A 23,145-nucleotide genomic window follows, 5' to 3' on the forward strand; every position below is an offset into this window, starting at 1 on the left:
TCTCGCGGTCTATGCCACCGAGGCGAACCGGGTGACCGACGGCATGTTCATCACCGCGGCCCGCGCCGTCGCCGACCAGGTGACCCAGGCCGACCTCGACGCCGGCCTGATCTATCCCCCGCTCTCCGGCATCCTCGAAGCCTCGGTCCAGGTCGCGGTCAAGGTCGCGGCCGAGATCTTCAAGGAAGGCCAGGCCCGGGTGCCCGAACCCGAAGACCTGGAACTCTACATCCGCTCCCGCATGTGGCGGCCCAGCTACAAGAAGCTGCTCTGAGCCTGGGTGGTCCGGCGGACCGCTTAGGAGAGAGTTCCGTCATGGCGACGATCACGGTTTCGCGACCCGACGCCATGAAGGACTGGGGCGAGCGCCGAGCCGAAGCCGGCTTCGGCGGCGATGCGAGCCGCTATATTCGCGATCTGATCCGCAAGGATCAGGAACGGACGGCGGCGATCGCGGTCTTGCAGACCGCCATCACAGATGGCCTGGAGAGCGGTGAAGCACAGCCCTTCGACGCCACCGCCTTCAAGCACCGGATGCGGGAGAAACACGCCGTCCGGTGACGGGTGGCAAGACTGGGCTTTCAGACTGAAGGTGAGCGATCGGTAGTCGTTGGGCGGTGCGCCGGCACGGCTTGCGATCATGTCGCGACGATGTATACTAATACACATGGATAGCCGCGAGGTCATCCGCCGGCTGGAGGCCGCGGGGTGGCGGGAAGTGGCCCGCAAGGGCAGCCACGCCCAATTCAAGCACCCGTCTCGTCCCGGGCGGGTGACAGTGCCCCATCCCAAGCGCGACCTGCCGCGCGGCACCCTCGCCAGTATCGAGCGGCAGGCGGGCATGAAGTTTCAGGAGTGAGCCCATGGGCCCCTATATCGCCCTGATCCACAAGGAGGCGGAGAGTGACTTCGGCGTCTCGTTCCCGGACTTTCCGGGCTGCGTCACTGCCGGCAGCAGCCTGGACGAGGCGCGCGCCGAGGCGCAGGAAGCCCTGGCGCTCCATGTCGAGGGCATGATCGAGGACGGCGAGGCCTTGCCGGAGCCGAGCACGCTGGCCGCCGTCATGGCCGAGCGCGAGAACCGCGATGCGGTCGCCTTCATGGTCCAGCTTCCACAGAAGGCGTCGCGCACGGTGCGGGTGAACATCACCCTGCCCGAAGACCTGCTGGCTGAAATCGACCGCCATGCCGAAGCGCATGGCTATACCCGTTCGGGCTTCTTGGCCGCCGCTGCGCGCAAGGATATCGAGCGGGCGGCCTGACCGGCTTCTTGCCGCGGCTTCCTTCCTGCCGGGTTGAGGGGGCGTGCCCCGTCAGCCGCCCGAGCCCATCGCCCCTTCCACCGACGGCGTGCCCGTGTAAACTGCCGTCAGGGGTTGCTTGGGGTGAGCGCGAATTGATCAGGCGGTTCTATCGGGCCATCGTCGGCGCACCCAAGGACCCGCTGGCCCGCGAAACCCGTCAGCATATGGCGCTGGCGGCCTTTCTCGCCTGGGTCGGGCTCGGGGCGGACGGGTTGTCGTCCGCCAACTACGGGCCTGAAGAAGCCTTCCTGGCACTCGGCCAGCACACCCATCTCGCCCTCTATATCGCCTTGATGACGGCGCTCACCGTCTTCGTCATCTCGCTCGCCTACAACCAGGTGATCCGGCTCTTTCCCTCGGGCGGGGGCGGCTACAAGGTGGCGACCACGCTGCTCGGGCCCCATGCCGGGCTGGTCTCCGGCTCGGCCCTCATGGTCGACTATGTGCTGACCATCGCGATCTCGGTCGCCAGCGGGGTCGACGCCCTGTTCAGCCTGCTGCCGCCGGATTATCAGGCCGCCAAGCTGCCGCTCGAAGTCGTCGTCATCATGGTCTTGATGGCGCTGAACCTCCGCGGCATGAAGGAGCCGCTGGCGATCCTGGTGCCGATCTTCCTCGGCTTCGTGGCGACCCATCTGCTGCTCATCCTGGCCGGCATTGTCGCCCATGCCGAGCGGTTGCCCGACTTGGTGCCCGCGACCCTGCACGAGACCGGGTCGCTGACCGGCGAAATCGGCTGGATCGCCGTCGCCTCCATGATGCTGAAGGCCTATTCGCTGGGCGCCGGCACCTATACCGGGATCGAGGCGGTCTCCAACAACGTCCATATATTGCGCGAGCCCCGCGTCCGCACCGGGCAATGGACCATGGCCCTGATGGCCACCTCGCTGGCCGTCACCGCGGGCGGGCTCATCATGCTCTATCTGCTCTGGGACGTCGGCCATGTCCCGGGCGAGACGTTGAACGCCACCACCTTCGACGCCATCCTGGGCCACCTCTTCGGCGACGGCTCGATGGCGCAGAGCTTGATTCTGCTCGTCGTCATGGTGCTGGCCGCCGGCCTCCTCTTCGTCGCGGCCAATACGGGCTTCCTGGGTGGTCCCGCCGTGCTCGCCAATATGGCGGCCGACCGCTGGGTGCCCCATGCCTTCGCCTATCTCTCGATCCGCCTGGTCACCCAGAACGGCATCGTGCTGATGGGGGCGGCGGCGCTGGCGCTCCTGCTGATCACCAAGGGGCAGGTCTCGCTCCTCGTGGTGCTCTATTCGATCAACGTCTTTCTCACCTTCACCCTCTGCCTCGCCGGGCTGACGCGCCATTGGTGGCGCCAGCGCGGCACCCCGGAGGCGAGCGGCTGGAGCCTGTTCCAGGCCCTGTTCGCGCTCTTCGTCGCGGGCTCGATCCTGATCGTCACCCTGACCGAGAAATTCTTCGAGGGCGGCTGGCTCACCGTGATCATCACCAGCCTGGTGATCGCCCTCGGCCTCGTGATCCGCCGCCACTACGACCAGACGGCCAAGGAAATCGCCAAGATCGACGCTCTCTTCGCCACCACCACCCGCTCGACCGCAGACGAGGCCGAATTGGCGCTCGATCCCAAGCTGCCCACCGCCGTCTTCATGGTCGGGCGCAGCTTCGGCGCCGGCATGCACACGCTGCTCGCGGTGCGGCGCATGTTCCCGGGACACTTCAAGAATTACCTCTTCCTCTCGGTCGGCGAGGTCGATTCGGAATCCTTCCGCGGCAACGAGGAACTGGCCCGCTTGACCGGGGATGTCGAAGCCTCGCTCGGCAATTTCGTGCGCTATTGCCAGCGCCGCGGCCTGCCCGCCGCCAGTTTCGCGACCTATGGCACCGATACCGTCTATCAGCTCGCCAAACTGGCCGAAAAACTGGTGGAGGATTATCCGAACGCGGTCTTCTTCGCCTCGAAGCTGATTTTCGGCAACGACAACCTGCTGAGCCGCATGCTGCACAACCAGACGGCGCTGGCCGTGCAGCGCCGCCTGCACCTCAAGGGGATCCCCATGGTGATCCTGCCGATGAAAGTATGAGCAGCGGCCGGGGCCTCCGGGCGCGGCTGCCCAAAATGCGTTCACCCCTCGACGGCGCCCGCAACATCGGGTTCAATCGGGGCAACCAGAACAACAATCTCCCTTCCCCTTTGTCCTTTTGCGTCGGGGCTTCTGCCACCGCGTTTTCGGAGCGAGCATGACCATCAGGGTGGCCCTCAATCACAAGACGAGTTACCACTACGATCGGCTGGTCAACCTGGGGCCGCAGACCATCCGTCTGCGCCCGGCGCCGCATTGCCGGACGCCGGTGACCGGCTATTCCCTGCGCATCACGCCGGAAGTGCATTTCCTGAACTGGCAGCAGGATCCCCAGTCCAATTACCTCGCCCGCGTGGTCTTCCCCGAGAAGGCCCGGGAATTCGCGGTCGAAGTCGATCTGATCGCCGAAATGGCGATCATCAACCCCTTCGACTTCTTCCTGGAGAGCGTCGCGGAGCGCGCTCCCTTCCTTTATGACCCGAAGCTCGCCCACGAGCTGAAGCCCTATCTCGAAGTCTCGCCGCCGGGGCCGGAACTGGCCGCCCTGCTGGCCAAGGTCGACCGGCGCGAGCGCGGCACGGTCGATTTCCTGGTCGACCTCAACCGCCTGGTCCACAAGCACGTCTCCTATGTGATCCGCATGGAACCGGGCGTGCAGACGCCGGAAGAGACGCTGACGCTCCGCCGCGGTTCGTGCCGGGATTCGGCCTGGCTGCTCGTCCACCTGCTGCGCCACCTGAAGCTCGCGGCGCGCTTCGTCTCGGGCTACCTGATCCAGCTGGCGCCGGACGTCAAATCGCTCGACGGTCCCTCGGGCACGGAAGTCGATTTCACCGATCTCCATGCCTGGACCGAAGTCTATCTGCCGGGCGCCGGCTGGGTCGGCCTCGACCCCACCTCCGGCCTGTTCGCGGGCGAGGGGCACCTGCCGCTCGCCTGTTCGCCGGAACCGGGCAGTGCGGCGCCGATCAGCGGTGTGGTCGACGAGGCCGGGGTCGAATTCGACTTCTCGATGAAGATCACCCGCATCGTCGAGGCCGCCCGCGTCACCAAGCCCTATACCGAGGAACAGTGGGAGACCATCGTCGCCTCCGGCCGCGAGGTCGAGCAGAAGCTGGTTGCGGGCGACGTCCGCCTGACCATGGGCGGCGAGCCGACCTTCGTCTCGATCGACGATTTCGACGGCGGCGAATGGAATACCGAAGCGCTCGGCCCGACCAAGCGTGGTCTCGCCGGCACCCTGGTGCACAGGCTGAAGGACCGTTACGCCCCGGGCGGCGTGCTGCACTACGGCCAGGGCAAGTGGTACCCGGGCGAGAGCCTGCCGCGCTGGGCGCTCGGCTGCTACTGGCGGACCGACGGCGAGCCGCTGTGGCAGAACCCGAAATATCTGGGCGACGAGAATGCGAACTACGGTTTCAGCCTCGAACAGGGCGAGAATTTCCTGATCGCGCTGGCCGAGAACCTCAAGGTCTCGCCGGACAATACGCTCGCCGCCTTCGAGGACCCCTGGTACTGGATGTGGCGCGAACGCCGCCTGCCGGTCAATGTCGATCCGCTGGAGAACAAGATCGAGGACAAGGAAGAGCGCGAGCGCATGAGCCGCGTCTTCGACCAGGGCCTCGAAACGCCGACCGGCTTCGTCCTGCCGCTCGAATGCTGGATGACGGTGGAAGGCCCGCTGTGGCAGGCGAAACCCTGGAAGTTCCGCTCGAAGCGCGTCTTCCTGACCCCGGGCGATTCGCCGGTCGGCTACCGCCTGCCGCTGAACAGCCTGCCCTGGGTGCGCAAGGAGGATTACCCCTACCACTTCGAGGAGGATCCCTTCGCGCCGCGCCCGCCGCTGCCGACCGGGGCCACCGCGCCGATCGCCCAGGTGCCCGGCCGCCTGCCGGTGAGACCCCTGCCGCCGCCCGAGGCGAGCCGCCCGCCGGGCGACCTGCCGGGTAACATGGTCGGTTATTCGATGCCGGGCGTCATCCGGACCGCGGTCTCGGTCGAGGTCAGGAACGGCAAGCTCTATATCTTCCTGCCGCCGCAGTCCTATCTCGAAGCCTGGGTCGACCTGATCGCCAAGATCGAGGAGACCGCGATCCAGCTCGACATGCCGGTGATCCTGGAAGGTTACGGCCCGCCCAAGGACTGGCGCCTGAAGAACATCATGGTGACGCCCGACCCGGGCGTGATCGAGGTCAACATCCAGCCGGCCCGGAACTGGGACGAACTGGTCGAAATCACCACGACGCTTTACGAGGATGCGCGGCTGACCCGCCTCGCCTCCGAGAAATTCATGATCGACGGGCGCCATGTCGGCACCGGCGGCGGCAACCACATCGTGGTCGGCGGCGCCCGGCCGGAGGACAGCCCCTTCCTGCGCCGGCCGCACCTGCTGCGCAGCCTGCTCTGCTATTGGCAGAACCACCCGAGCCTGTCCTATCTGTTCTCGGGCATGTTCATCGGGCCGACCAGCCAGGCGCCCCGCATCGACGAGGCGCGGCACGACTCGCTCTATGAACTCGAGATCGCCTTCCGCCAGGTGCCGGACCATACCAATGTCCCGTCCTGGCTGGTCGACCGCCTGTTCCGTCACCTGCTGGCCGACGTCACGGGTAACACGCACCGTTCCGAATTCTGCATCGACAAGCTCTATTCGCCGGATTCCTCCTCCGGCCGTCTGGGCCTCCTCGAACTCCGCGCCTTCGAGATGCCGCCGCACGCCCGCATGTCCTGCGTGCAGCAGCTCATCCTGCGTGCCCTGATCGCGCATTTCTGGGACAATCCCTATCCGGCCCGCCTGGTCCGCTGGGGCACCGAACTGCACGACCGCTTCCTGCTGCCCCATTTCGTCGCCGAAGACCTCGACGACGTGGTGGCGGATCTCCAGCAATGGGGCATCACCTTCGAGCGCGAATGGCTCGATCCCCATTTCGAGTTCCGCTTCCCGCATTACGGCACGATCCACCAGCGCGGCCTGACGCTCGAATTGCGCCAGGCGATGGAACCCTGGCATGTGCTGGGCGAGGAAGGTTTCGCCGGCGGTACGGTGCGCTTCGTCGACAGTTCGGTCGAGCGTATCCAGGTCAAGGTGAACGGCATGACCGACGGCCGTCACGCGGTCGCCGTGAACGGCATTCGCGTGCCGCTGACCTCGACCGGGCGGGAGGGCGAATATGTCGCCGCCGTGCGCTTCCGCGCCTGGCAGCCCGCCTCCGCCCTGCATCCGACCATCCCGCCCCATGGGCCGCTGGTGTTCGACATCGTCGACGAATGGTCGAACCGCTCGATCGGCGGTTGCACCTATCACGTCTCGCATCCGGGCGGGCGCAACTATGTGACCGCCCCGGTCAACGCCTATGAAGCCGAGGGGCGCCGTCTGGCCCGCTTCTTCAGCTTCGGCCATACCCCGGGGCCGATGATCCTGGGACCGGCCGAAGTGACGAAGGAATTCCCACTCACCCTCGACCTCAGGCGTCAGTGACACCCGCGGGCGGGGCGGCCGATGCCGCTCCGCCCAGCGAATTGACTGCATGGGGGCCGGATTGTATGGACCCTATTCCTGGCAATATGATCGCGAAATTCCATGGCGGCCCCCGACCTGCCTGATACGATGGCCCGCGTGACTCTGGCGATCGACCCCCAAGCCCCCGACGTGGGCGAACAGATCCCCCTGCCTCTGCCCGGCGGTTCCGCGGTGGAGGGGCGGACGACGGCGCACGCCTATACGCCGGTGCCGGGGAATTTCGATGAATGCCTCGACGCCGACGGCAAGCTGCGTCCCCATTGGGCCGATTTCGTGCGCGCCCTGGGCGACCTGCCGCCCGGCGAATTCGCCGAACGCACTGCCCGTGCCCGCCAGCTCCTGCACGACAACGGCGTCACCTACAACGTCTATGGCGACCCGCGCAACGCGGCACGCGCGATCGAACTCGATCTCATCCCGCTCGTCATCTCGGAAGAGGAATGGGCGGGTATCGAGGAAGGGCTGATCCAACGCGGGCGCCTGATGAACGCCCTGCTGACCGATCTCTACGGCGCCCAGCGCTCCCTGAAGGAAGGCTGGATCCACCCCGCGGTGATCCAGACCAGCCCGGATTACCTGCGCCCGCTGGAAGGCTTCCGGGCGCCGGCCGACATGTGGCTGCACGTCTATGCGGTCGATCTGGTGCGTGGTCCCGACGGCCGCTGGCTGGTCGCGGGCGACCGCACCCGGACCCCGGCCGGTGCCGGCTACGCCCTGGAAAACCGCATCGTCACTTCGCGGGCACTGTCCGAAGCCTACCGCGCGATGGAAGTGAAGCGTCTCGCCGCCTGGTTCGACCGCCTGCGCCAGACGCTGCGCAACCTCGCCCCCTGGACGCGCTATCCGCGCATCGTCCTGCTGACCCCGGGGCCCTTCAACGAAACCTATTTCGAGCACGCCTATCTCGCCCGTTACCTCGGCTATACGCTGGTCGAAGGGGCGGACCTGACCGTGCGCGGCGACCGCGTCTTCCTGAAGACGCTGGGCGGGCTCGAACCGGTCGACATCATCCTGCGCCGGGTCGACGACGACTTCTGCGATCCCCTGGAACTCAGGGGCGATTCCTCTCTCGGCGTCGCCGGCCTGGTGCAGGCGGTGCTGGCGGGCAATGTCGTGGTCGCCAATGCGCTCGGCTCCGGCGTCGCCGAGACGCCGGCCCTGGTGCCCTTCCTGCCCGACCTCGCGCGGCGCCTGCTGGGCGAGGACCTCGCCCTGGCCAATCTCGAGACGGTCTGGGCCGGCGAGCCCCAGGGCCGCGCCCGGTTGACCGCGGCGGCGAACCCCTATGCGCTGCGCCCGGCCTTTCCCAGAGTCGGCGTCAATGCGCCCGAAAATGCCGCGGGCTGGGCACGCCACCTGCGCAATCACCCCTATGACGGGGTCGGCCAGGCGCCGATCCGCCTGTCGACCGCACCCTGTTTCACCGACGAGGGGCTGAAGCCCCGCCCCGTCGTGCTGCGCGCCTTCCTGACCGCGACCGAGAAGGGTTTCTCGGTCATGCCGGGCGGCCTCGTCCGCATCGCGCCCAAAGCGGACCGTCCGCTCGTCCGCCTGCAACAGGGCGGCCTCTCCAAGGACGCCTGGGTGCTGTCGTCGAGCCCGGTCGAGCAGTTCAGCCTCCTGCGGCCGCCGGATACCGCGGTCGAAGTGCGTCGCCAGGGCAACAATCTGCCGAGCCGCGTGGCCGACGACCTCTATTGGGTCGGCCGCTATGCCGAGCGGGCCGAATTCGGTATCCGCGCGCTGCGCGCCATGGTCCAGCGCCTGTCGGATGGCGCCGGTCCGGGCGCCCAGGTGGACATCGGTCCGGGTGCCGTCTTCCTCGCCATGATCGGCGAGATCACGCCGGAACTGGCCGAACTCGCGGTCGCCGACCGGGCCAAATTCGACGCCCGCCTGCTCGCCGTGCTGGGCGACGACGGCCGGGCCACCGGCTTCGCCTCGGCGGTGCGCCGGCTCAACATCAACACCGGCATGGTGCGCGACCGCCTGTCGGTCGACATGACCCGCGTGCTGCTGCAGATGCACGGCCAGATCGAACAGGTGCGCAAGGCGGTGCCGGGCGACTATGTCGGCCTGCTCGCCTCGCTCGATGCGATCGTCGCCTCGATGGCGGCGCTCTCGGGTCTCGGCATGGAGAATATGACGCGCGGCCAGGCCTGGCGCTTCATGGACCTCGGCCGCCGCATCGAACGCGCCCTGAACGCCGTCGCCCTGACCCGCGAGCTGGTGATGGGCGGCGAATCGGGCGAGAACCGGGCCCTCGACCTGGCGCTCGAAATCGCCGACAGCTTCATGACCTATCGCGCGCGCTATTTCACCGGGGCGCAATTCGCCCCCGTGCTCGACCTCCTGCTGCTCGACGAAGCCAATCCCCGTTCGCTCGCCCGCCAGATGTTCGCCTTGACCGACCATGTCGACAACCTGCCGCGCGAGCGGGGCCAGGGCGCCCAGGGCTCGGCCCGCCTGCTCGCCCAGACCGCCCTCTCGGAACTCCGCGCGGCCGAGATTCTCCGCCTCGCCGGGACCAGCGCCAGCGGTCGCAACACCGAGCTCGAAGCCCTGCTCGACGCGGTCAGCGTGACCCTGCCCGAGCTCTCCGACATCATCTCGCAAACCTATTTCAGCCACGCCCTGGCGGTCCGCCCGGGTGGCCCGATCCGCATCGTGAGCGCGCCATGATCCGCTATCAGGCCCGCCACAACACGGTCTACGACTATGGCGAGCCGGTCACGCTCGCCCATCACCTGGCCCATCTGCGGCCGCGCGACAGCGATCGCCAGAAGCTCCTGCGCCACGAACTCCGGGTCGATCCGGAGCCGACCACCTGGAACGAGCGGATCGACGGTTTCGACAATCCGATCGTCCAATTCGCCGTGCAGGAGCCGCACCACCGCCTGATCGTCGAATCGCTGATCGAGATCGAACTGGAACCCTTCGAAGTGCCCGAGGCCGCGGCCTATCCCGCCTGGGACGCGTTGCGTGCCAGGCTGGACGAGGGCGGGCCGGACACGGTCGAGGCCTATGCCTTCCGCCAGGATTCGACCCTGATCGAGGTCGACGACGCCTTCGCCGCCTATGCGGCGCCGGATTTCTCGCCCGGCCGCCCGGTGGTCGAGGCGCTGCTCGCCTTCAACGCCCGTATCAACGGCGAATTCGCCTTCGATCCCCAGGCCACCACGGTGACCACGCCGCCGCGCGAGGTGCTTCGGGTCAAACGCGGCGTCTGTCAGGATTTCGCCCATCTGATGATCGCCTGCCTGCGCTCGATCGGCCTGCCGGCACGCTATGTCTCGGGCTATCTGCGCACGACGCCGCCGCCGGGCCGGCCGCGCCTCGTCGGCGCCGACCAGTCGCACGCGTGGGTCGCCGTCTGGATCGGTCCCGATCGCTGGCTCGAACTCGACCCGACCAATGATTGCGTGCCTTCGCTCGATCACATTACAGTCGCCCATGGCCGCGACTACGATGATGTGGCACCCTTGCGGGGCATCATCGTCGGTGGTGGTCCGCACCGGCTACAGGTCGGCGTCGATGTGGTCCCGCTCAAGAATTGGGCAGAGAAGAAGGTCTAATTCCGATCTGCCGATTTTTGATGCGGCGCGTCAGAATAGTTTGCTAGGCTCGAATCCAGGTTGCTGCGAGGGCTCGAATGAGCGGCGTTCTGTCCCGATACGATCACGGCGAATTCTACTGCGAGATCATGGGGCAGTCCGGCACCCCGCCCCTCGAATATACGGCGGCCATCCGCGAGCGACTGGCCACCCTGGACCTCGAAGCCCTGCAACGCCGGGCCGAGGATGCGGAACGCGAACTCTACAATCTGGGCATCACCTTCACCGTCTATTCGGAAAAGGACGCGATCGACCGCATCCTGCCGTTCGATGTGATCCCCCGCGTGCTGACCCGCGACGACTGGGCCCATCTCGAAGCGGGCGTGATCCAGCGGGTTACCGCGATCAACCTGTTCCTGGCCGATGTCTATGGGCCCCAGCACGCGCTCAAGGACGGCATCATCCCGGCCGAATTGGTGCTGGGCAACAGCAACTACCAGCCGGCCATGATCGGCCTCAAGGTCGCCCACGGCGCCTATGCCAATATCTGCGGCATCGACGTGGTGCGCAACGAGGCCGGCAAGTTCATGGTGCTCGAGGACAATGCGCGGACGCCGTCGGGCGTCTCCTATGTGCTCGAGAACCGCAACATGATGCTGCGGGCCTTCCCGGACCTGACGACGGACATCTCGATCCGCCCGGTCGACAATTACGGGCCGAAGCTGCAGGAGGCGATGGTCGAGATCGCCCCCGCCGACGTGGCCGACCCGCAGGTCGTGCTGCTCTCGCCCGGCACCTATAATTCCGCCTATTTCGAGCACATCTTCCTGGCCCGCGAGATGGGCGTGCCCCTGGTCGAGGGCCGCGACCTCGTCGTGGAGAACGACCGCGTCTACATGAAGACGACGGGCGGCCTCGAACGGGTGCACACGATCTATCGCCGGCTCAACGACGATTTCCTGGATCCCGAAGTGTTCCGCCCGGAATCGACCCTGGGCGTGCCCGGGCTGATGCGCGCGGTCAGGGCCGGCAATGTGGCGCTGGCCAATTCGGTCGGCACCGGCGTCGCCGACGACAAGGCGGTCTATGCCTATATGCCGCGGCTGATCAAATACTACATGTCGGAAGAGCCGATCCTGGACAATGTGCTGACCCACATCTGCCGGGAGCCTGATGCGCTCGCCTATACGCTCGACCATCTGGCCGAACTGGTGGTGAAGCCGGTCGCCGAATCCGGCGGCTACGGCATCACGGTCGGTCCCAAGGCCAGCAAGGAAGAGCTGGAAGTCTGCCGGGCCAACCTGCTGAAGGACCCGAACAATTACATCAGCCAGCCGACCATCAAGCTGTCGGTCTGCCCGACCCTGGTCGAAGGCGAGGTCGAGCCGCGCCACGTCGACCTTCGGCCCTTCGCCATCACCGGCAAATCCACCTGGGTTCTGCCCGGCGGTCTCACCCGGGTCGCGCTGCGGCGCGGCTCGCTCGTCGTCAACTCCTCCCAGGGAGGCGGGTCGAAAGACACGTGGGTGCTTGGCTAGACTTCTCGCCCGTTTCGCCGAAGACATGTTCTGGCTCGCCCGCTATATGGAGCGGGCGGAGAACTTGGCGCGTATTCTCGACGTCAACGAGACTTTCAGCCGCGACGCCCGCGGCTCGCAGAACTGGCTGTCGATCGTGCATCTGCACGCCGACGCCGAGGCCTTCTTCAAGAAGCATCAGGCGGCGACCGCCAACAACGTGATCCACTATTACATGCTGGATCCGGAAAACCACAGCTCGATCCACGCCAGCGTCAAGGCCGCGCGCGAGAATGCCCGCACGCTGCGCCCGCTGATCTCGACCGAGCTCTGGACCCAGCTCAACATGTATTACAGCTGGGTGCGCAGCCTGACCCCGGCGGACGCCGGGAGGGCCGACCTGTCGCGCCTCTGTTCCAAGATCAAGGAAGCCTGCCAGACCCATACGGGCATCCTGGAAGGCACGCTCTACCGCGACGAGGGCTGGTATTTCTACCAGCTCGGCAAGCTGATCGAACGGGCGGACCAGACCACCCGCTTGCTGGACATCAAGTATCACATGCTGCTGCCGACCGCGGCCGAGGTGGGTTCGCCCCTCGACGTCTCGCAGTGGAACGCCCTGCTGCGCTCGGCCGCCGGCTATCACGCCTTTCGCCGGGTCCAGCCCCGTGGCATGAGTCCGGCTTCGGTCGCCGGCTTCCTGATCTTCAACAACGCCTTCCCGCGCTCGCTCGCGGTCGGCGTCGCGGCGATCGACGAGATCGTGATCCGGCTGCGCCAGCGCTATGGCCTGCGCACCGGCAACCGCACGCTGGAGATCCTGGACGGCCTGCGCGGCACCCTCGCCAACCGCTCGATCGAGATGGTGCTGGGTGGCGGGCTGCACGAATTCCTGGATTGGGTGCAGCTCCAGCTCATCGCCATCACCGACGATCTCGGCCGTTCCTTCTTCGGCCACCTGGCGGTGCAGGAACAGTCTCAGGTCGCCTGACGGGTCGCCTCGTCCTCCCTCGAATGTTATCCTCTCCACGGGGATGACATTCTGGGGGTTAGACGATGCGTCTCATCGCTTTCATCGCCGCTTTGCTGATGGTCGCGACGCCGGCCTTCGCGGGCAAGCGGATCGACGAATATGTCTCGGGCTATTGGACCACCTACGCCTATCAGCAGGACGACGGTTCATTCGGCCATTGCGGCATGGAAACCAAGTTCGACGACGGCATGTATCTCTCGATCCTGCTCGGCGACCAGGGCGTGATCATCGCCTTCTGGAAGGACGACTGGAAACTGAACGTGGGCACCACGTCGGGGATGCAGGTCTCGATCGACAGCCGCTACGACAATTTCGCCAGCATCACCTACGACGACCCGCACGGAATGACCTCGGTCCTGGGCTTCGATTCGGGTTTCTGGCAGGCCTTCAAGGCGGGCAGCCGGATGTTCGTCAGTCTGGCCGACGGGCGCAGCTGGACGGTGAACCTGAAGGGTTCCAGCAAGGCGACCAAGGCACTCGGCGTGTGCTACGACCTCTATGCCCCGAACGGGCGGAAGAGCATGTTCCACTGATCCTGCCGCAGCGCCCTCAATAGTCGAACTTGTAGTTGAGGCCCACGGAACTGTCGTTGGTCTGGCCGACAGTGCCTTCGACAGTGACGCGGGGATAGATTTCGACCTCGATCGAGACCGAGCTCGAATCCGGCGTCAGTCCCTGCTCGAAGCCGAGATAGACGCCGTCCGCGATATAGCGCCCGGCCGACAGGCTGGAGCCCGCCAACGCGCCCGCGGCACCGCCTTTGGTGCTGCCGGTGTTCTCGCTCGTCGAATCCGACGAGCCGAAGTCGAGCCGGTCGAGACCGAGGGCGTTGCGCACCCCACCCAACACGCTGCCACCGCCCTTGCCCGCGAGTTCGAGCGCGGTCTGGCCCAGTTTCACCGCCTGGGTCGCCGAGAGATTGGCGACCGAGCGGCCGAACAGCACCCGGCTCAGCACTTCGTCGCTGGGCAGCGCCGGATCGGACGAAAGGGCGATCTTCAGGGCGGTGGCCGGCCCGGTGATCGAGACCTTGGCCTCGACGTCGTCGGCCGGCGCGCTCGCCACGACAGCGAGCTGGGGCGGCGCCGCCAGGCCGGACGGGAAGGTGAGGGAGCCCTCTGAAATTTTGAACGGCCGTCCCGCCAGCGTATAGGTGCCGCGCACCACCTCGAAGCCGCCGGCGATGTCCGGCCCGTTGATCGGCCCTTTCAGGGTCAGCGTGCCGCGCCATTCGGAATCGAGGCCGCGGCCGCGCACGAAGAACTGGCCGGGCGCTTCCACCACCATGTCGATATGGCCGACCTTGGGCAGGCCCGCGGATGCCGGCACCGGCGGCGCCTGGTCCTTGGCCGGGTCGCGCACCTCGACCACGGGGACCGAGGGCGGCACCGTCGCCGAAATCTCGACCCGTCCTTCGCGGATGGTGAGCTTGCCCGTCACTTCGGGCGCCGTCGCGGTGCCGGCGACCGCGAGATCGAGGTCGCCCGAGGTGGTGGCGAGGTCGAGGCGGGTGAAGCGGAAACCCGTTGCCTTGATCGCGGCATCGATGGCGAAATCGCCGTCCGCCAACTGGCTCGCCCGGCCGGTGCCGCTCAGCCTTCCGCCGTTGCCGTCGGTCCCGCTCAGGCTCTCCAGCGTCGCCGTGCGTCCGGCGAAAGCGACCGCGAGGGCGAGGTCGCGCAGCTCGAAGCCGCTCTGCCCGTTGACGAAGAGGCCCTTGGTCAGGGTCAGCTTGCCCGAGGGTTCGGGGGCGCTCAGCGGCCCGCGCACCTGGGCTTCGAGGTCGAGATTGCCGGCGATCCGGTTCTGGCCGAGCGGCAACAAGGGAGCGAGGCGGCGGAGGTCGGCCTCCACGGTGACGGCGATGTCCATCTCGCCCCGGCTCGCCGGCACGGGCAGGCCGGAGACGAGATCGACCGGCAGCGTGCCGCGCGCCGTCACGGTGGCGTCGCGGATGCCGCTCAGGCCGAGGTCGAGCGTGGCGCTGCGGCCCTTCCAGTCGAGCGTCGCGTCGAGGCCGACATGGGGAATGTCGGCGGCGGCGACATCGATCGTGCCCTTGGGCGGCACCAGGTCGCGCCCGGCCAGGACCAGCCGCCCGGCCCCGCCCCTCAGCTCGAGGTCGAGGTCGACGGTGCCGCCGGGCAGGGCGACGCCGGGCGCCAGCGGGGCGACATCGGCGAAATCGAACCCCTTCACGCTGGCCTTGCCGGCGAGCGCCTGGCCGAGCGTGAGGTCGGCCGCGACCCGCGCCTTACCGAAGCCGAGCGCCAGGCCCTTGAGTTCGACCGCGGGGCCGAGGCGGACGTCGAGCGGCTTCTCGAGGTGCAGCGGCGTGGTGCCGAGCGCGCCGTCCAGCGACGCCAGGGTGACCACGGATGGCGCGCCGCCCCGGTAGCGGCCCTTGGCCTCGATCCTTGCCGCCGCCGGCAGCTTGCCCTGGGCCTGCAGGATGAAGGCGACATCGGCGAAGGAGGCGAGCGTCGCCGTGGCTTTCACATCGTCCAGCGTGGCGCCGCCCGCGACCATGCCGGAGGCACCAATTTCCGCCTTGCCACGGCCGGCGCCCAGGAGGTCGTCCAGCGTCGCCTTGACATCGAGCCGGGCAAGGCTGGTACCGGCGGCGGCGATGCCGCGGCCTGAAACGCTCAGATCAGCGCCCTGGCCGCCCTGCCGGGGCAGCAGGGCGAGATCGGCGGTCAGCCGTCCGGCGAGCTTCTGTCCGGCCAGGGTGGAGAGAGCGGCCAGGCTCTCCGCATCGAGATGCAGCTTGCCCGTGGCGAGCCCGTCCTCCAGGCCATAGGCGAGGTCGCCCGCCAGCTTGACGCCCAGCACGCTCCCCGTGAGGCCGGAAGCGCTGGCCCGCGCGCCATCGAAGGCGAGATAGGCGCCGAGCGTCGCCGGATAGGCGCCGCCCACGGCGAGATCGAGCCGGCCGGTCGAGGTCCCGGCAGCATCCGGCGCCGCTTTGAGGGCGACATGGGGGTCGCCGAAGCCCTGGCCGCCGAAGGAAACGCCGCTGCCGTCCAGGGTGAGGTCGAGCAGCGGCACGGCGACAGTGCCGGAGACCTTGCCCTGCGCCGCCAGGCTGCCGGCCAGGCCGGCGACGCCGAGACGGCCCAGATCCTCTGCCTTGGCCGCGAGCGTCGCCTCGACGGTTCCATCCGCCAGGCCGTAGCGGCCGGAAGCTTCCGCTGTCGCCGCCGCTGTCGCCAGGGTCAGGCGGTCGAGCACCAGGGAGCCGGTCTCGCCATAGCGCCCGGCCAGGGTCAGCGCCGGGCTCGGTCCCAGCAGGCGGGGCAGGGCCGTGTCACCCGCGACATCCTTGCCGTTCAGGGCGACATCGAAGACGAGGTCCAGGGGGGCCAGCCCGCCGGACACCTTCACCCGGGCATTGCCGGCACCCTGGAGGCCGGCGCCGGGCAGGGCCGCGAGGTCGGGCAGGGTGGCATCGAGACTGGCGTCGAGGCGGCCGAAGCCATCGGCCAGCTCGGCCGTGCCGGTCACCGTGGCGGCGGGCGCCGTGACCGCGATCCGCTCCACATGGACGCTGCCGGCGGCGAGATCGGCCCGAGCCGCGAGTTCGACGCTGGCGGGACGGAAACCCGGCGGCACGGGGCCGAGCGGCGCGAGGTCGAGGGCCGGGTCCAGGGTCATCCGGGCGGTCAGGGCGGCATCCTTGCCGCCCACCAGCGCACCCTGGGCCGCCAGCGTCAGCCCCTTGGCCCCGGCATCGAGCTTCTGGACGGTGATGGTCTCGCCCGCGACCGAGAGGGCGAGGTCGAAGGCGATGCCGTCCGTGGCGAGCGGGGCGAGGTCCGGCGGCAGGAAGGGACCGGGGTCGGCCTTGGCGGCGAGGGCGGCGGTCAGCACGCCGCCGTCGCCCCGGCCGAGGGTCAGGCGGCCGTTCAGGGCGGCGCCGGCCGCCGCGGCGTCGAGATCGGCGGCGAAGGCCGAGACAGGGCCTTCGCCCGCGAGGGAGAGGTGAATCGGCTGCCCGCCCGCGAGCCCCGCCAGATGGGCGATCGGCCCGCCCGGCGGCTCGTCCAGGGCGAGCTTCAGGTTCAGGTGGTCGTCCGCCGGGCGGTGGCGGGCGTCGAGCACGAGGCGGGTCGAGGCCTGCCCGGCCAGCGGGTCGAGCGAGAGGACGAGGCTGGCCTCGCCCGCGGCATCGACGCCGAGGTGTCCGCTCAGTACGAATTGCGCCGCTCGGCCCGCGACGGCGGCGCCGAGCTCGATCTCCTGCACCGAGAGCCGGTCGAGCGCCAGGCCGCGCGGCAGTTCCGGCAGGGCGAAGGAGGCCGGCTCGGCCGGGGCCGGTTCGGGCGCCGGGCTTCCGGCAGGCAGGCGCTCCACCGCCAGGCGTTTCGCCTCGATCCGCTCGACATGGATGCGGCCGCGGATCAGCGCCCAGGGATCGACCGCGACGGCGGCGTCTTCGAGCGTCAGCCAGGCGCCCTGGCCATCCCCGAGTTCCAGCCGGGCGATGCGCGGGCCGAAGGGCAGGCCGCCCGACAGGCCGTCGATCTTCAGGGCGAAATCCGGGCCGGAGACGGTCTCGGAGACATAGTCGGCCAGGCGCTGCTGCATCGCCGGGATCTGGAGCGCGGCCAGCACCCCGCCGATCAGGGCGAGCGGGGTGGCCGCCGCGATGCCGGCCCATTTCAGCGTGCGGGAAAGGGCGGGGCGCATCAGAAAGCCTGTCCGATCGAAATATAGACCTGGACGATGTCGTCGCTCGCCCGCTTGCCGGCGATCGGGGTCGCCACGTCGAGGCGCAAGGGACCGATCGGCGAGCGGTAGCGGAGCCCGAGGCCGGCACCCATGAAGAGGTCGGCGCCGAAATCCGGCACCGCGCTGTCGAACACCGAACCGAAATCGACGAAGGGCACGATGCCGATCGTCTCGGTGATGCGCCAGCGCAGCTCGACCGCCCCGGTCAGCAGCGATTTGCCGCCCAGCGCCTTGTCGTCCGTGCCGAGCGGGCCGGCCACCTGATAGGCGAAGCCGCGGATCGAATCGCCGCCGCCCGCATAGAAGCGCTTGTCTGCCGGCAGCGACTGTGTACCGCCGCCCAACGTAGCGCCGAGCCCACCACGGAGCGCCAGCACATAGTCCTCGAGGTCGTCGAGCGGCAGATAGACCGCGGCATTGGCCTGGCCGGTCAGGAAAGCGCCGGCGGTGCCCGCGACGTCGTAATAGGGCGTCAGGGAGAAGGTGAAGCGGTGGCCCCGGGTCGGGTCCAGCACGTCGTTCGAGGTGTCCTGTCGCGCTACCAGGGGGAAGCCGACCAGGGAATAGTCCTCGACCACGCCGGAATCGTCGATATGGCTCTGTTCGAAGGTCATGCCGCCGGAAAAGAACCAGCGCGGCGAATAGCGCCATTCGAGGCCGCCGCCCACCAGCACCCGGTCGAGGTCATAGGCTTCGAGCGACTGCTTGTCGGCCTCGGCCTGGAACACGAGGTCGACGCCGCGCCATTCGAAATCCGGCCTCTTCGCCTTGGCGACCAGGCTGTAGCCGGTCTCGGCCACGTCGGCTGTGATGCGGAGCGACTCGCGTCCGCCCAGCAGGTTGCGATGTTCCCAGAAGACGCGGGCACCGGCCCCGTCGCTGGTCGAATAGCGAAGCCCGCCGCCGATGGTGCGCGGCTTGCCCTCTTCGAGCTTCACCAGGACGGGGGCGGCACCATCCGGCCCGGGCGGTTCCACCGTGACCGCGACGGTGCGGAACAGGCCGGTGTCGACGAAGGCGCGGCGCGTCTCCTCGATCTCGTCGACATTCGCTTGGGCGCCCGGCTGGAAGCGCAGCAATTCGCGCGCTGCCTTGGGTTTCAGGCGGTCCAACCCCTCGAAACGGGTCTCGCCGTAATGGGCGAGGGGGCCGTAGTCGATCGCCCAGGTGGCGTTCACCGTGCCCGCCGCCCGGTCCAGCACCACGTCCCGGTGGGCGACCTTGGCGAAGGGCCGGCCGCGGCGGCCGAGTTCGGCCAGGATCACGGATTCCGTGTCGATCACCGCCTGCGCGGCATAGGGCTCGCCCGGCTTGAGCGCGATGCGGCCTTCTGGCGGCGACAGGCCGGGGCCCAGCGGCACGCCGCCAGGGTCGGTCAGGCGCAGCTGGCCGACCCGATAGCGCTTGCCGGCGGTCACCTTGATGGTCACCGGCACCGGGGTCTGATCCTCCGGCGCGGTCACGTCGATCGTCGCGTCGAAATAGCCGAAGGCGTCGAGCACTTGGCGGATCTTGTCGAGGTCGCCGCGAATCCGGTTGCGCAGGGCGGTGACGCCGGGCGGCGGACGGTCGGCCATGGTGACCAACTCGCTGGTCTGCTCGACCAGGGATTTCGCCTCGTCCGGCAGGCCGCTCATGTCCAGGCGATAGTCGGTCGCGGCCGCGGCCCCGCGGGCGGCGGCAAAAAGGCACAGCAGGGCCAGAATCGGTCCCGCCCATCCCGGCCGGACTTCAAAGCCGCGCCGCATTCCGCTAGCGTCCACCCATCATGACGGCCCCTTCCTCGTCCTCACCCGTCGGCTGGTACCGCATGGCCTGGCCGGCGCTCCGCCATCTCGACCCGGAAACCGCCCACGGCCTGGCGCTCCGCCTGCTTCGCCTCGGCTTGGTGCCACCCGCGGGCGGGCCGGACCTGCCGTCGCTCCACGTCACGGCCATGGGGCTGTCCTTCGCCAATCCGATCGGCGTCGCCGCCGGATTCGACAAGAACGCCCTGGTCGCCCACCGCCTGCACTGGCTCGGCTTCGGCTTCGGCGAAGTCGGCGGCGTCACGCCCAAGCCGCAGTCCGGCAATCCTCGGCCCAGACTGTTTCGCCTCGATGGCGATTTTGCGGCGATCAACCGCATGGGCTTCAACAACGAGGGCGAGGCGGCGGTGGCGGCCCGCGTGCGCGCGGCCCGGCGGCCCGATTTCCCGCTCGGCGTCAATCTGGCCAGCAATACCGATTCGGATCAGCCGGCCGAGGATTTCGTGCGTCTGGTGCAGTGTTTCGCCCCCATTGCCGACTATCTGACGATCGACGTCTCCTGTCCGAATACCAAGAACGGGCGAATGTTCCAGGATCCGCTGCGCCTGGACGACCTGCTGCGCCGCTTGCTCGCCGCGCGCGACCGGCTGCGCACGCCGATGCTGGTGAAGCTCGCCTCCGACCTTTCGGAAGCCGAGGCGCTGGCGATCGCCGAGGTCACCCTGCGCCACGGCTTTGCCGGCCTCGTCGTCGCCAATACGAGCGCCGCCCGGCCGTCGAGCCTGACTTCGGCCACACAGGCGGAACGGGGCGGTCTCTCCGGCCGGCCGATCTTCGTCGCCTCGACCGCCCTGCTGGCGGCGATCCGCCGCGCGGTCGGGCCGGCGCCCACCCTGGTCGGGGTCGGCGGCGTGTTCAACGGGGCCGATGCCTACGGCAAGATCCGGGCCGGCGCCAATCTGGTGCAGCTCTATACGGCGCTCGTCTTCCGCGGGCCGCCCGTGGTCGGCGCGATCAAGCAGGAACTGGCGGCGCTGCTGGCGCAAGACGGTTTCGCCTCGGTCCAGGATGCGGTCGGCGACGGCCGCCTCACATCGGATTGAGCTTGCCGCCCTTCCACAGGTAATAGACGACGCCCGGCTTGGTCAGGTCGCCGCGGGAATCGAAGGCCAGTTCGCCGAGCACGGTCGAGAAGCGGTTGACCCGAATGGTCGAGGCCAGGCGCTTGCCGTCGATCGCGCCCGCGGGATCGGGCTTCACCACTGGCCCCAGGGCGGCGGAAAGGATCTGTGCCGCCGCGAAGGCGTCGAGCACATAGCCCGAGGGGTCCTGACCCCGCTCGGTCAATTTCTCGATCGCCTTGGCCGCGGTCGGATAGTCGAGCGGGTTCCGCGCGAAGGTGACGATGGTGCCGTCCGCCGCCTTGCCCGCCGCCTTGGCGTAGTCGGGGCTGGCCAGCGCGTCCGGCCCGATGATGGAGGCGGTAACGCCCGCCTCGCGCAGGGCCTTGGCGAGGCCGCCCGCGGTTGCCGGTGTCGCCACCACGAAGACCGCGCCAACGCCGGCCGATTTCAGCTTGGCCGCCGCCTGTTTGGCCGAGAGCGAGGGGCCGAGCTCGAGGTCGGCTGCCGGGGCCGCCAGTTCGAGCTTGGCCAGGGCCGCCTTGAAGACGTCGGTCAACTGCTGGCCGTAGAGCGAGCCGTCACGCACGACGCCGATCTTCTTCGAGGCCAGGGTCTGCTTCACCAGGGCGGCCGCGACCAGGCCCTGGAAATCGTCGCGCCAGACGGTGCGGAAGACGAAGCCAGCGCCCGGCGCCCCTTCCATGGTGAGGCGCGGGTCGGTCGAGGCCGGGGTGATCATGACGACATCGCCCGCGGCATAGACCGGAGCCGCCGCGAGGCTGGCGCTCGAGCAGAAATGGCCGATCACGGCGACCGCCTTGGCGGCCACCAGCTCGCCCGCGACAGTCTTCGCCCTGTCGGCGTCACAGCCGTCATCGCGCTGGACCAGCACGACCTTGCGGCCTTCGATACCACCATTGGCATTGATCGCCTCGACCGCGAATTCGACCCCGGCCTTGAGCTGGGCGCCGAAGCCGGCCTGCGGCCCGCTCAGGGGGGCAGCCAGGCCGAAGACGATGTCGGGCAGGGCGGCCGTCGCTGCCGGCGTGGCGGCCACGGGCACCGGGGCCTGTCCGCCGCGGTGCAGGCCGTAGACGACCAGGAGCCAGGCGAGCAGCGCGCAAACGGCCATCACGCCGACGAATCCCAGCACCCACTTGCGCATCACTCTGCCCCCTCGCGAGCAACTCTTGTGGCGACGCTAGAGGTGTGCACGATTCGACGCAACCGTAACGGCGAACGCCGGGCAATTTGAGCCGATCTGTCGCCCCCTCCTTGTCCCTTGGGGCCAAAGAAAAAGGCCCGGCGGGTGACCGCCGGGCCTTGTCCCATTCGTGATCAGGCGATCACTTCTTTTCGGCGTACTGGCCCTTCGACCATTCGTACATGACGTATTCCGGATCCTTCACGTCGCCCTTGGCGTCGAAGCCGAGGGTGCCGAGCACGGTCGGGAACGAGCCGGCGCGGATCGCGGCGGCGACCTTGGCGGTATCCGTGCCGCCGACGGCCTTCACTGCCTCGGCCCAGACCTGGACCGCGGCATAGGTGTAGAGGGTGTAGCCCTCGGGGTCGTAGCCGGCCTTCTTGAACGCGTCGACCACCTGGGCCGCGGTGGGCTTCAGGCGCGGGTCGGGGGCGAAGGTGAAGAGGAAGCCCTCGCCGGCGTCGCCGGTGATCGACCACAGCTCGGCGGTGTTCTGGGCGTCGCCCGAGATGAAGGTGGCCGCCAAGCCCTGCTCCTTCGACTGCCGGATGATCAGGCCGGCTTCCGAATGATAGCCGCCGATATAGACGACTTCGATACCGGCCGCCTTCATTTTGGAGATCAGGGCGGAGAAGTCCTTGTCGCCCTGGGTATAGGCTTCTTCCATCGCCGGCGCGGCGCCCTTGGCGGTCAGGCCCTTCGCGGTCTCGTCGGCCAGGCCCTTGCCATAGGCGGACTTGTCGTTCAGGACGGCGACCTTCTTGCCCGGGAAGTGGTCGACGATGTACTTCGAGGCGGTGGCGCCCTGGTAGTCGTCACGGCCGCAGGTGCGGAAGATGTTGGTCCAACCCTTCTGTGCCGCCTCGTCGGTCAGCTTCGGGTTGGTCGAAGCGGGCGACATCTGCAGGATGTTGTTCTCGTTGTAGACCGCCGAGGCCGGGATCGACGACGACGAGCAGAAGTGGCCGGCCACGAAGACCACGCCCTTGTTCACGAGGTCGTTGGCGACCGCGACCGCCTGCTTCGGGTCGCAGGCGTCGTCCCCGACTTCGAGCTTCAGCTTGCGGCCGTTGATGCCACCGGCGGCGTTGATGTCGGCGACAGCCTGTTCGGCGCCGCGCTTCATCTGCTCGCCGAAGGCCGCATATTGGCCAGTCATCGGGCCAGCGGTCGCGATGGTGATGTCTGCGGCGACGGGCGGTGCCGGCGGCTTCTTGATGAACAGGAAGTAGACGCCTACGGCGATAACGACGATTGCGACCAAGGCCGCTATCAGCTTTTTCATGACTTGCCCCGCTTCCGATTGGGATGGACTAGTTCACTCTAAGTAGCACGCCGAAATGATCAAGCCCG

At 68.3% G+C, this 23,145-nt stretch carries 16 protein-coding genes; 12 read left to right on the forward strand and 4 right to left on the reverse strand.

Translation table 11 applies throughout. The features are described from left to right. From WC493_RS03860 to WC493_RS03910, 11 genes are all read left to right on the forward strand, one after another. A partial coding sequence (locus tag WC493_RS03860; RefSeq protein WP_373062703.1) for a malic enzyme-like NAD(P)-binding protein occupies window positions 1–274 on the forward strand: 274 nt, incomplete at its 5' end. A 41-nt stretch (window positions 275–315) separates the two neighbouring features. After that, a complete protein-coding gene (locus WC493_RS03865; RefSeq protein ID WP_373062705.1) occupies window positions 316–561 on the forward strand; it encodes a type II toxin-antitoxin system ParD family antitoxin in 246 nt (81 codons plus the stop codon). 106 nt (window positions 562–667) lie between these two features. After that, the gene (locus WC493_RS03870; RefSeq protein ID WP_373062707.1) at window positions 668–859 is read left to right on the forward strand and encodes a type II toxin-antitoxin system HicA family toxin; all 192 of its coding nucleotides are present in this window, start codon (window positions 668–670) and stop codon (window positions 857–859) included. 4 nt (window positions 860–863) lie between these two features. Beyond that, the gene (locus WC493_RS03875) at window positions 864–1,262 is read left to right on the forward strand and encodes a type II toxin-antitoxin system HicB family antitoxin (protein ID WP_373062709.1); all 399 of its coding nucleotides are present in this window, start codon (window positions 864–866) and stop codon (window positions 1,260–1,262) included. Between the two features lie 134 nt (window positions 1,263–1,396). Further along, a complete protein-coding gene (locus WC493_RS03880) occupies window positions 1,397–3,358 on the forward strand; it encodes an APC family permease (RefSeq protein ID WP_373062711.1) in 1,962 nt (653 codons plus the stop codon). Between the two features lie 157 nt (window positions 3,359–3,515). Further along, on the forward strand, window positions 3,516–6,836 hold the full coding sequence (locus WC493_RS03885; RefSeq protein ID WP_373062713.1) for a DUF2126 domain-containing protein: 3,321 nt from the start codon (window positions 3,516–3,518) through the stop codon (window positions 6,834–6,836). A 102-nt stretch (window positions 6,837–6,938) separates the two neighbouring features. Further along, window positions 6,939–9,560 carry a circularly permuted type 2 ATP-grasp protein gene (locus WC493_RS03890; protein WP_373062715.1) on the forward strand — a complete coding sequence of 874 codons (2,622 nt, stop codon included), beginning with the start codon at window positions 6,939–6,941 and terminating at the stop codon, window positions 9,558–9,560. Beyond that, window positions 9,557–10,453, forward strand: coding sequence for a transglutaminase N-terminal domain-containing protein (locus WC493_RS03895; RefSeq protein WP_373062717.1), 897 nt, complete (start codon window positions 9,557–9,559; stop codon window positions 10,451–10,453). Before WC493_RS03890 ends, WC493_RS03895 begins: the two co-directional genes overlap by 4 nt. A gap of 77 nt (window positions 10,454–10,530) precedes the next feature. Continuing rightward, the gene (locus WC493_RS03900) at window positions 10,531–11,970 is read left to right on the forward strand and encodes a circularly permuted type 2 ATP-grasp protein (RefSeq protein ID WP_373062719.1); all 1,440 of its coding nucleotides are present in this window, start codon (window positions 10,531–10,533) and stop codon (window positions 11,968–11,970) included. Beyond that, the gene (locus WC493_RS03905) at window positions 11,963–12,940 is read left to right on the forward strand and encodes an alpha-E domain-containing protein (RefSeq protein WP_373062721.1); all 978 of its coding nucleotides are present in this window, start codon (window positions 11,963–11,965) and stop codon (window positions 12,938–12,940) included. Before WC493_RS03900 ends, WC493_RS03905 begins: the two co-directional genes overlap by 8 nt. A gap of 65 nt (window positions 12,941–13,005) precedes the next feature. Next, a complete protein-coding gene (locus WC493_RS03910) occupies window positions 13,006–13,515 on the forward strand; it encodes a hypothetical protein (protein ID WP_373062723.1) in 510 nt (169 codons plus the stop codon). A gap of 16 nt (window positions 13,516–13,531) precedes the next feature. On the opposite strand, the gene WC493_RS03915 is transcribed toward WC493_RS03910, so the two are convergent. Beyond that, the gene (locus WC493_RS03915) at window positions 13,532–17,674 is read right to left on the reverse strand and encodes a translocation/assembly module TamB domain-containing protein (protein ID WP_373062725.1); all 4,143 of its coding nucleotides are present in this window, start codon (window positions 17,672–17,674) and stop codon (window positions 13,532–13,534) included. Next, window positions 17,674–19,464: an autotransporter assembly complex family protein gene (locus tag WC493_RS03920; protein WP_373062727.1), complete on the reverse strand. Its 1,791-nt coding sequence runs from the start codon at window positions 19,462–19,464 to the stop codon at window positions 17,674–17,676. Before WC493_RS03920 ends, WC493_RS03915 begins: the two co-directional genes overlap by 1 nt. A gap of 20 nt (window positions 19,465–19,484) precedes the next feature. Here WC493_RS03920 and WC493_RS03925 point away from each other — a divergent pair, with 20 nt between their 5' ends. Beyond that, a complete protein-coding gene (locus tag WC493_RS03925) occupies window positions 19,485–20,567 on the forward strand; it encodes a quinone-dependent dihydroorotate dehydrogenase (RefSeq protein ID WP_373062729.1) in 1,083 nt (360 codons plus the stop codon). Here the strand turns inward: WC493_RS03925 and WC493_RS03930 are convergent. Together WC493_RS03930 and WC493_RS03935 are read right to left on the reverse strand one after the other, a co-directional pair. Next, a complete protein-coding gene (locus WC493_RS03930) occupies window positions 20,554–21,753 on the reverse strand; it encodes a branched-chain amino acid ABC transporter substrate-binding protein (RefSeq protein ID WP_373062731.1) in 1,200 nt (399 codons plus the stop codon). The genes WC493_RS03925 and WC493_RS03930 overlap by 14 nt on opposite strands. Before the next feature lie 181 nt (window positions 21,754–21,934). Next, window positions 21,935–23,077, reverse strand: coding sequence for a branched-chain amino acid ABC transporter substrate-binding protein (locus WC493_RS03935; RefSeq protein ID WP_373062733.1), 1,143 nt, complete (start codon window positions 23,075–23,077; stop codon window positions 21,935–21,937). Window positions 23,078–23,145 lie beyond the last annotated feature (68 nt).

Origin of the sequence: Zavarzinia sp. (assembly GCF_041650655.1) — a bacterium.
Taxonomy (GTDB): domain Bacteria; phylum Pseudomonadota; class Alphaproteobacteria; order Zavarziniales; family Zavarziniaceae; genus Zavarzinia.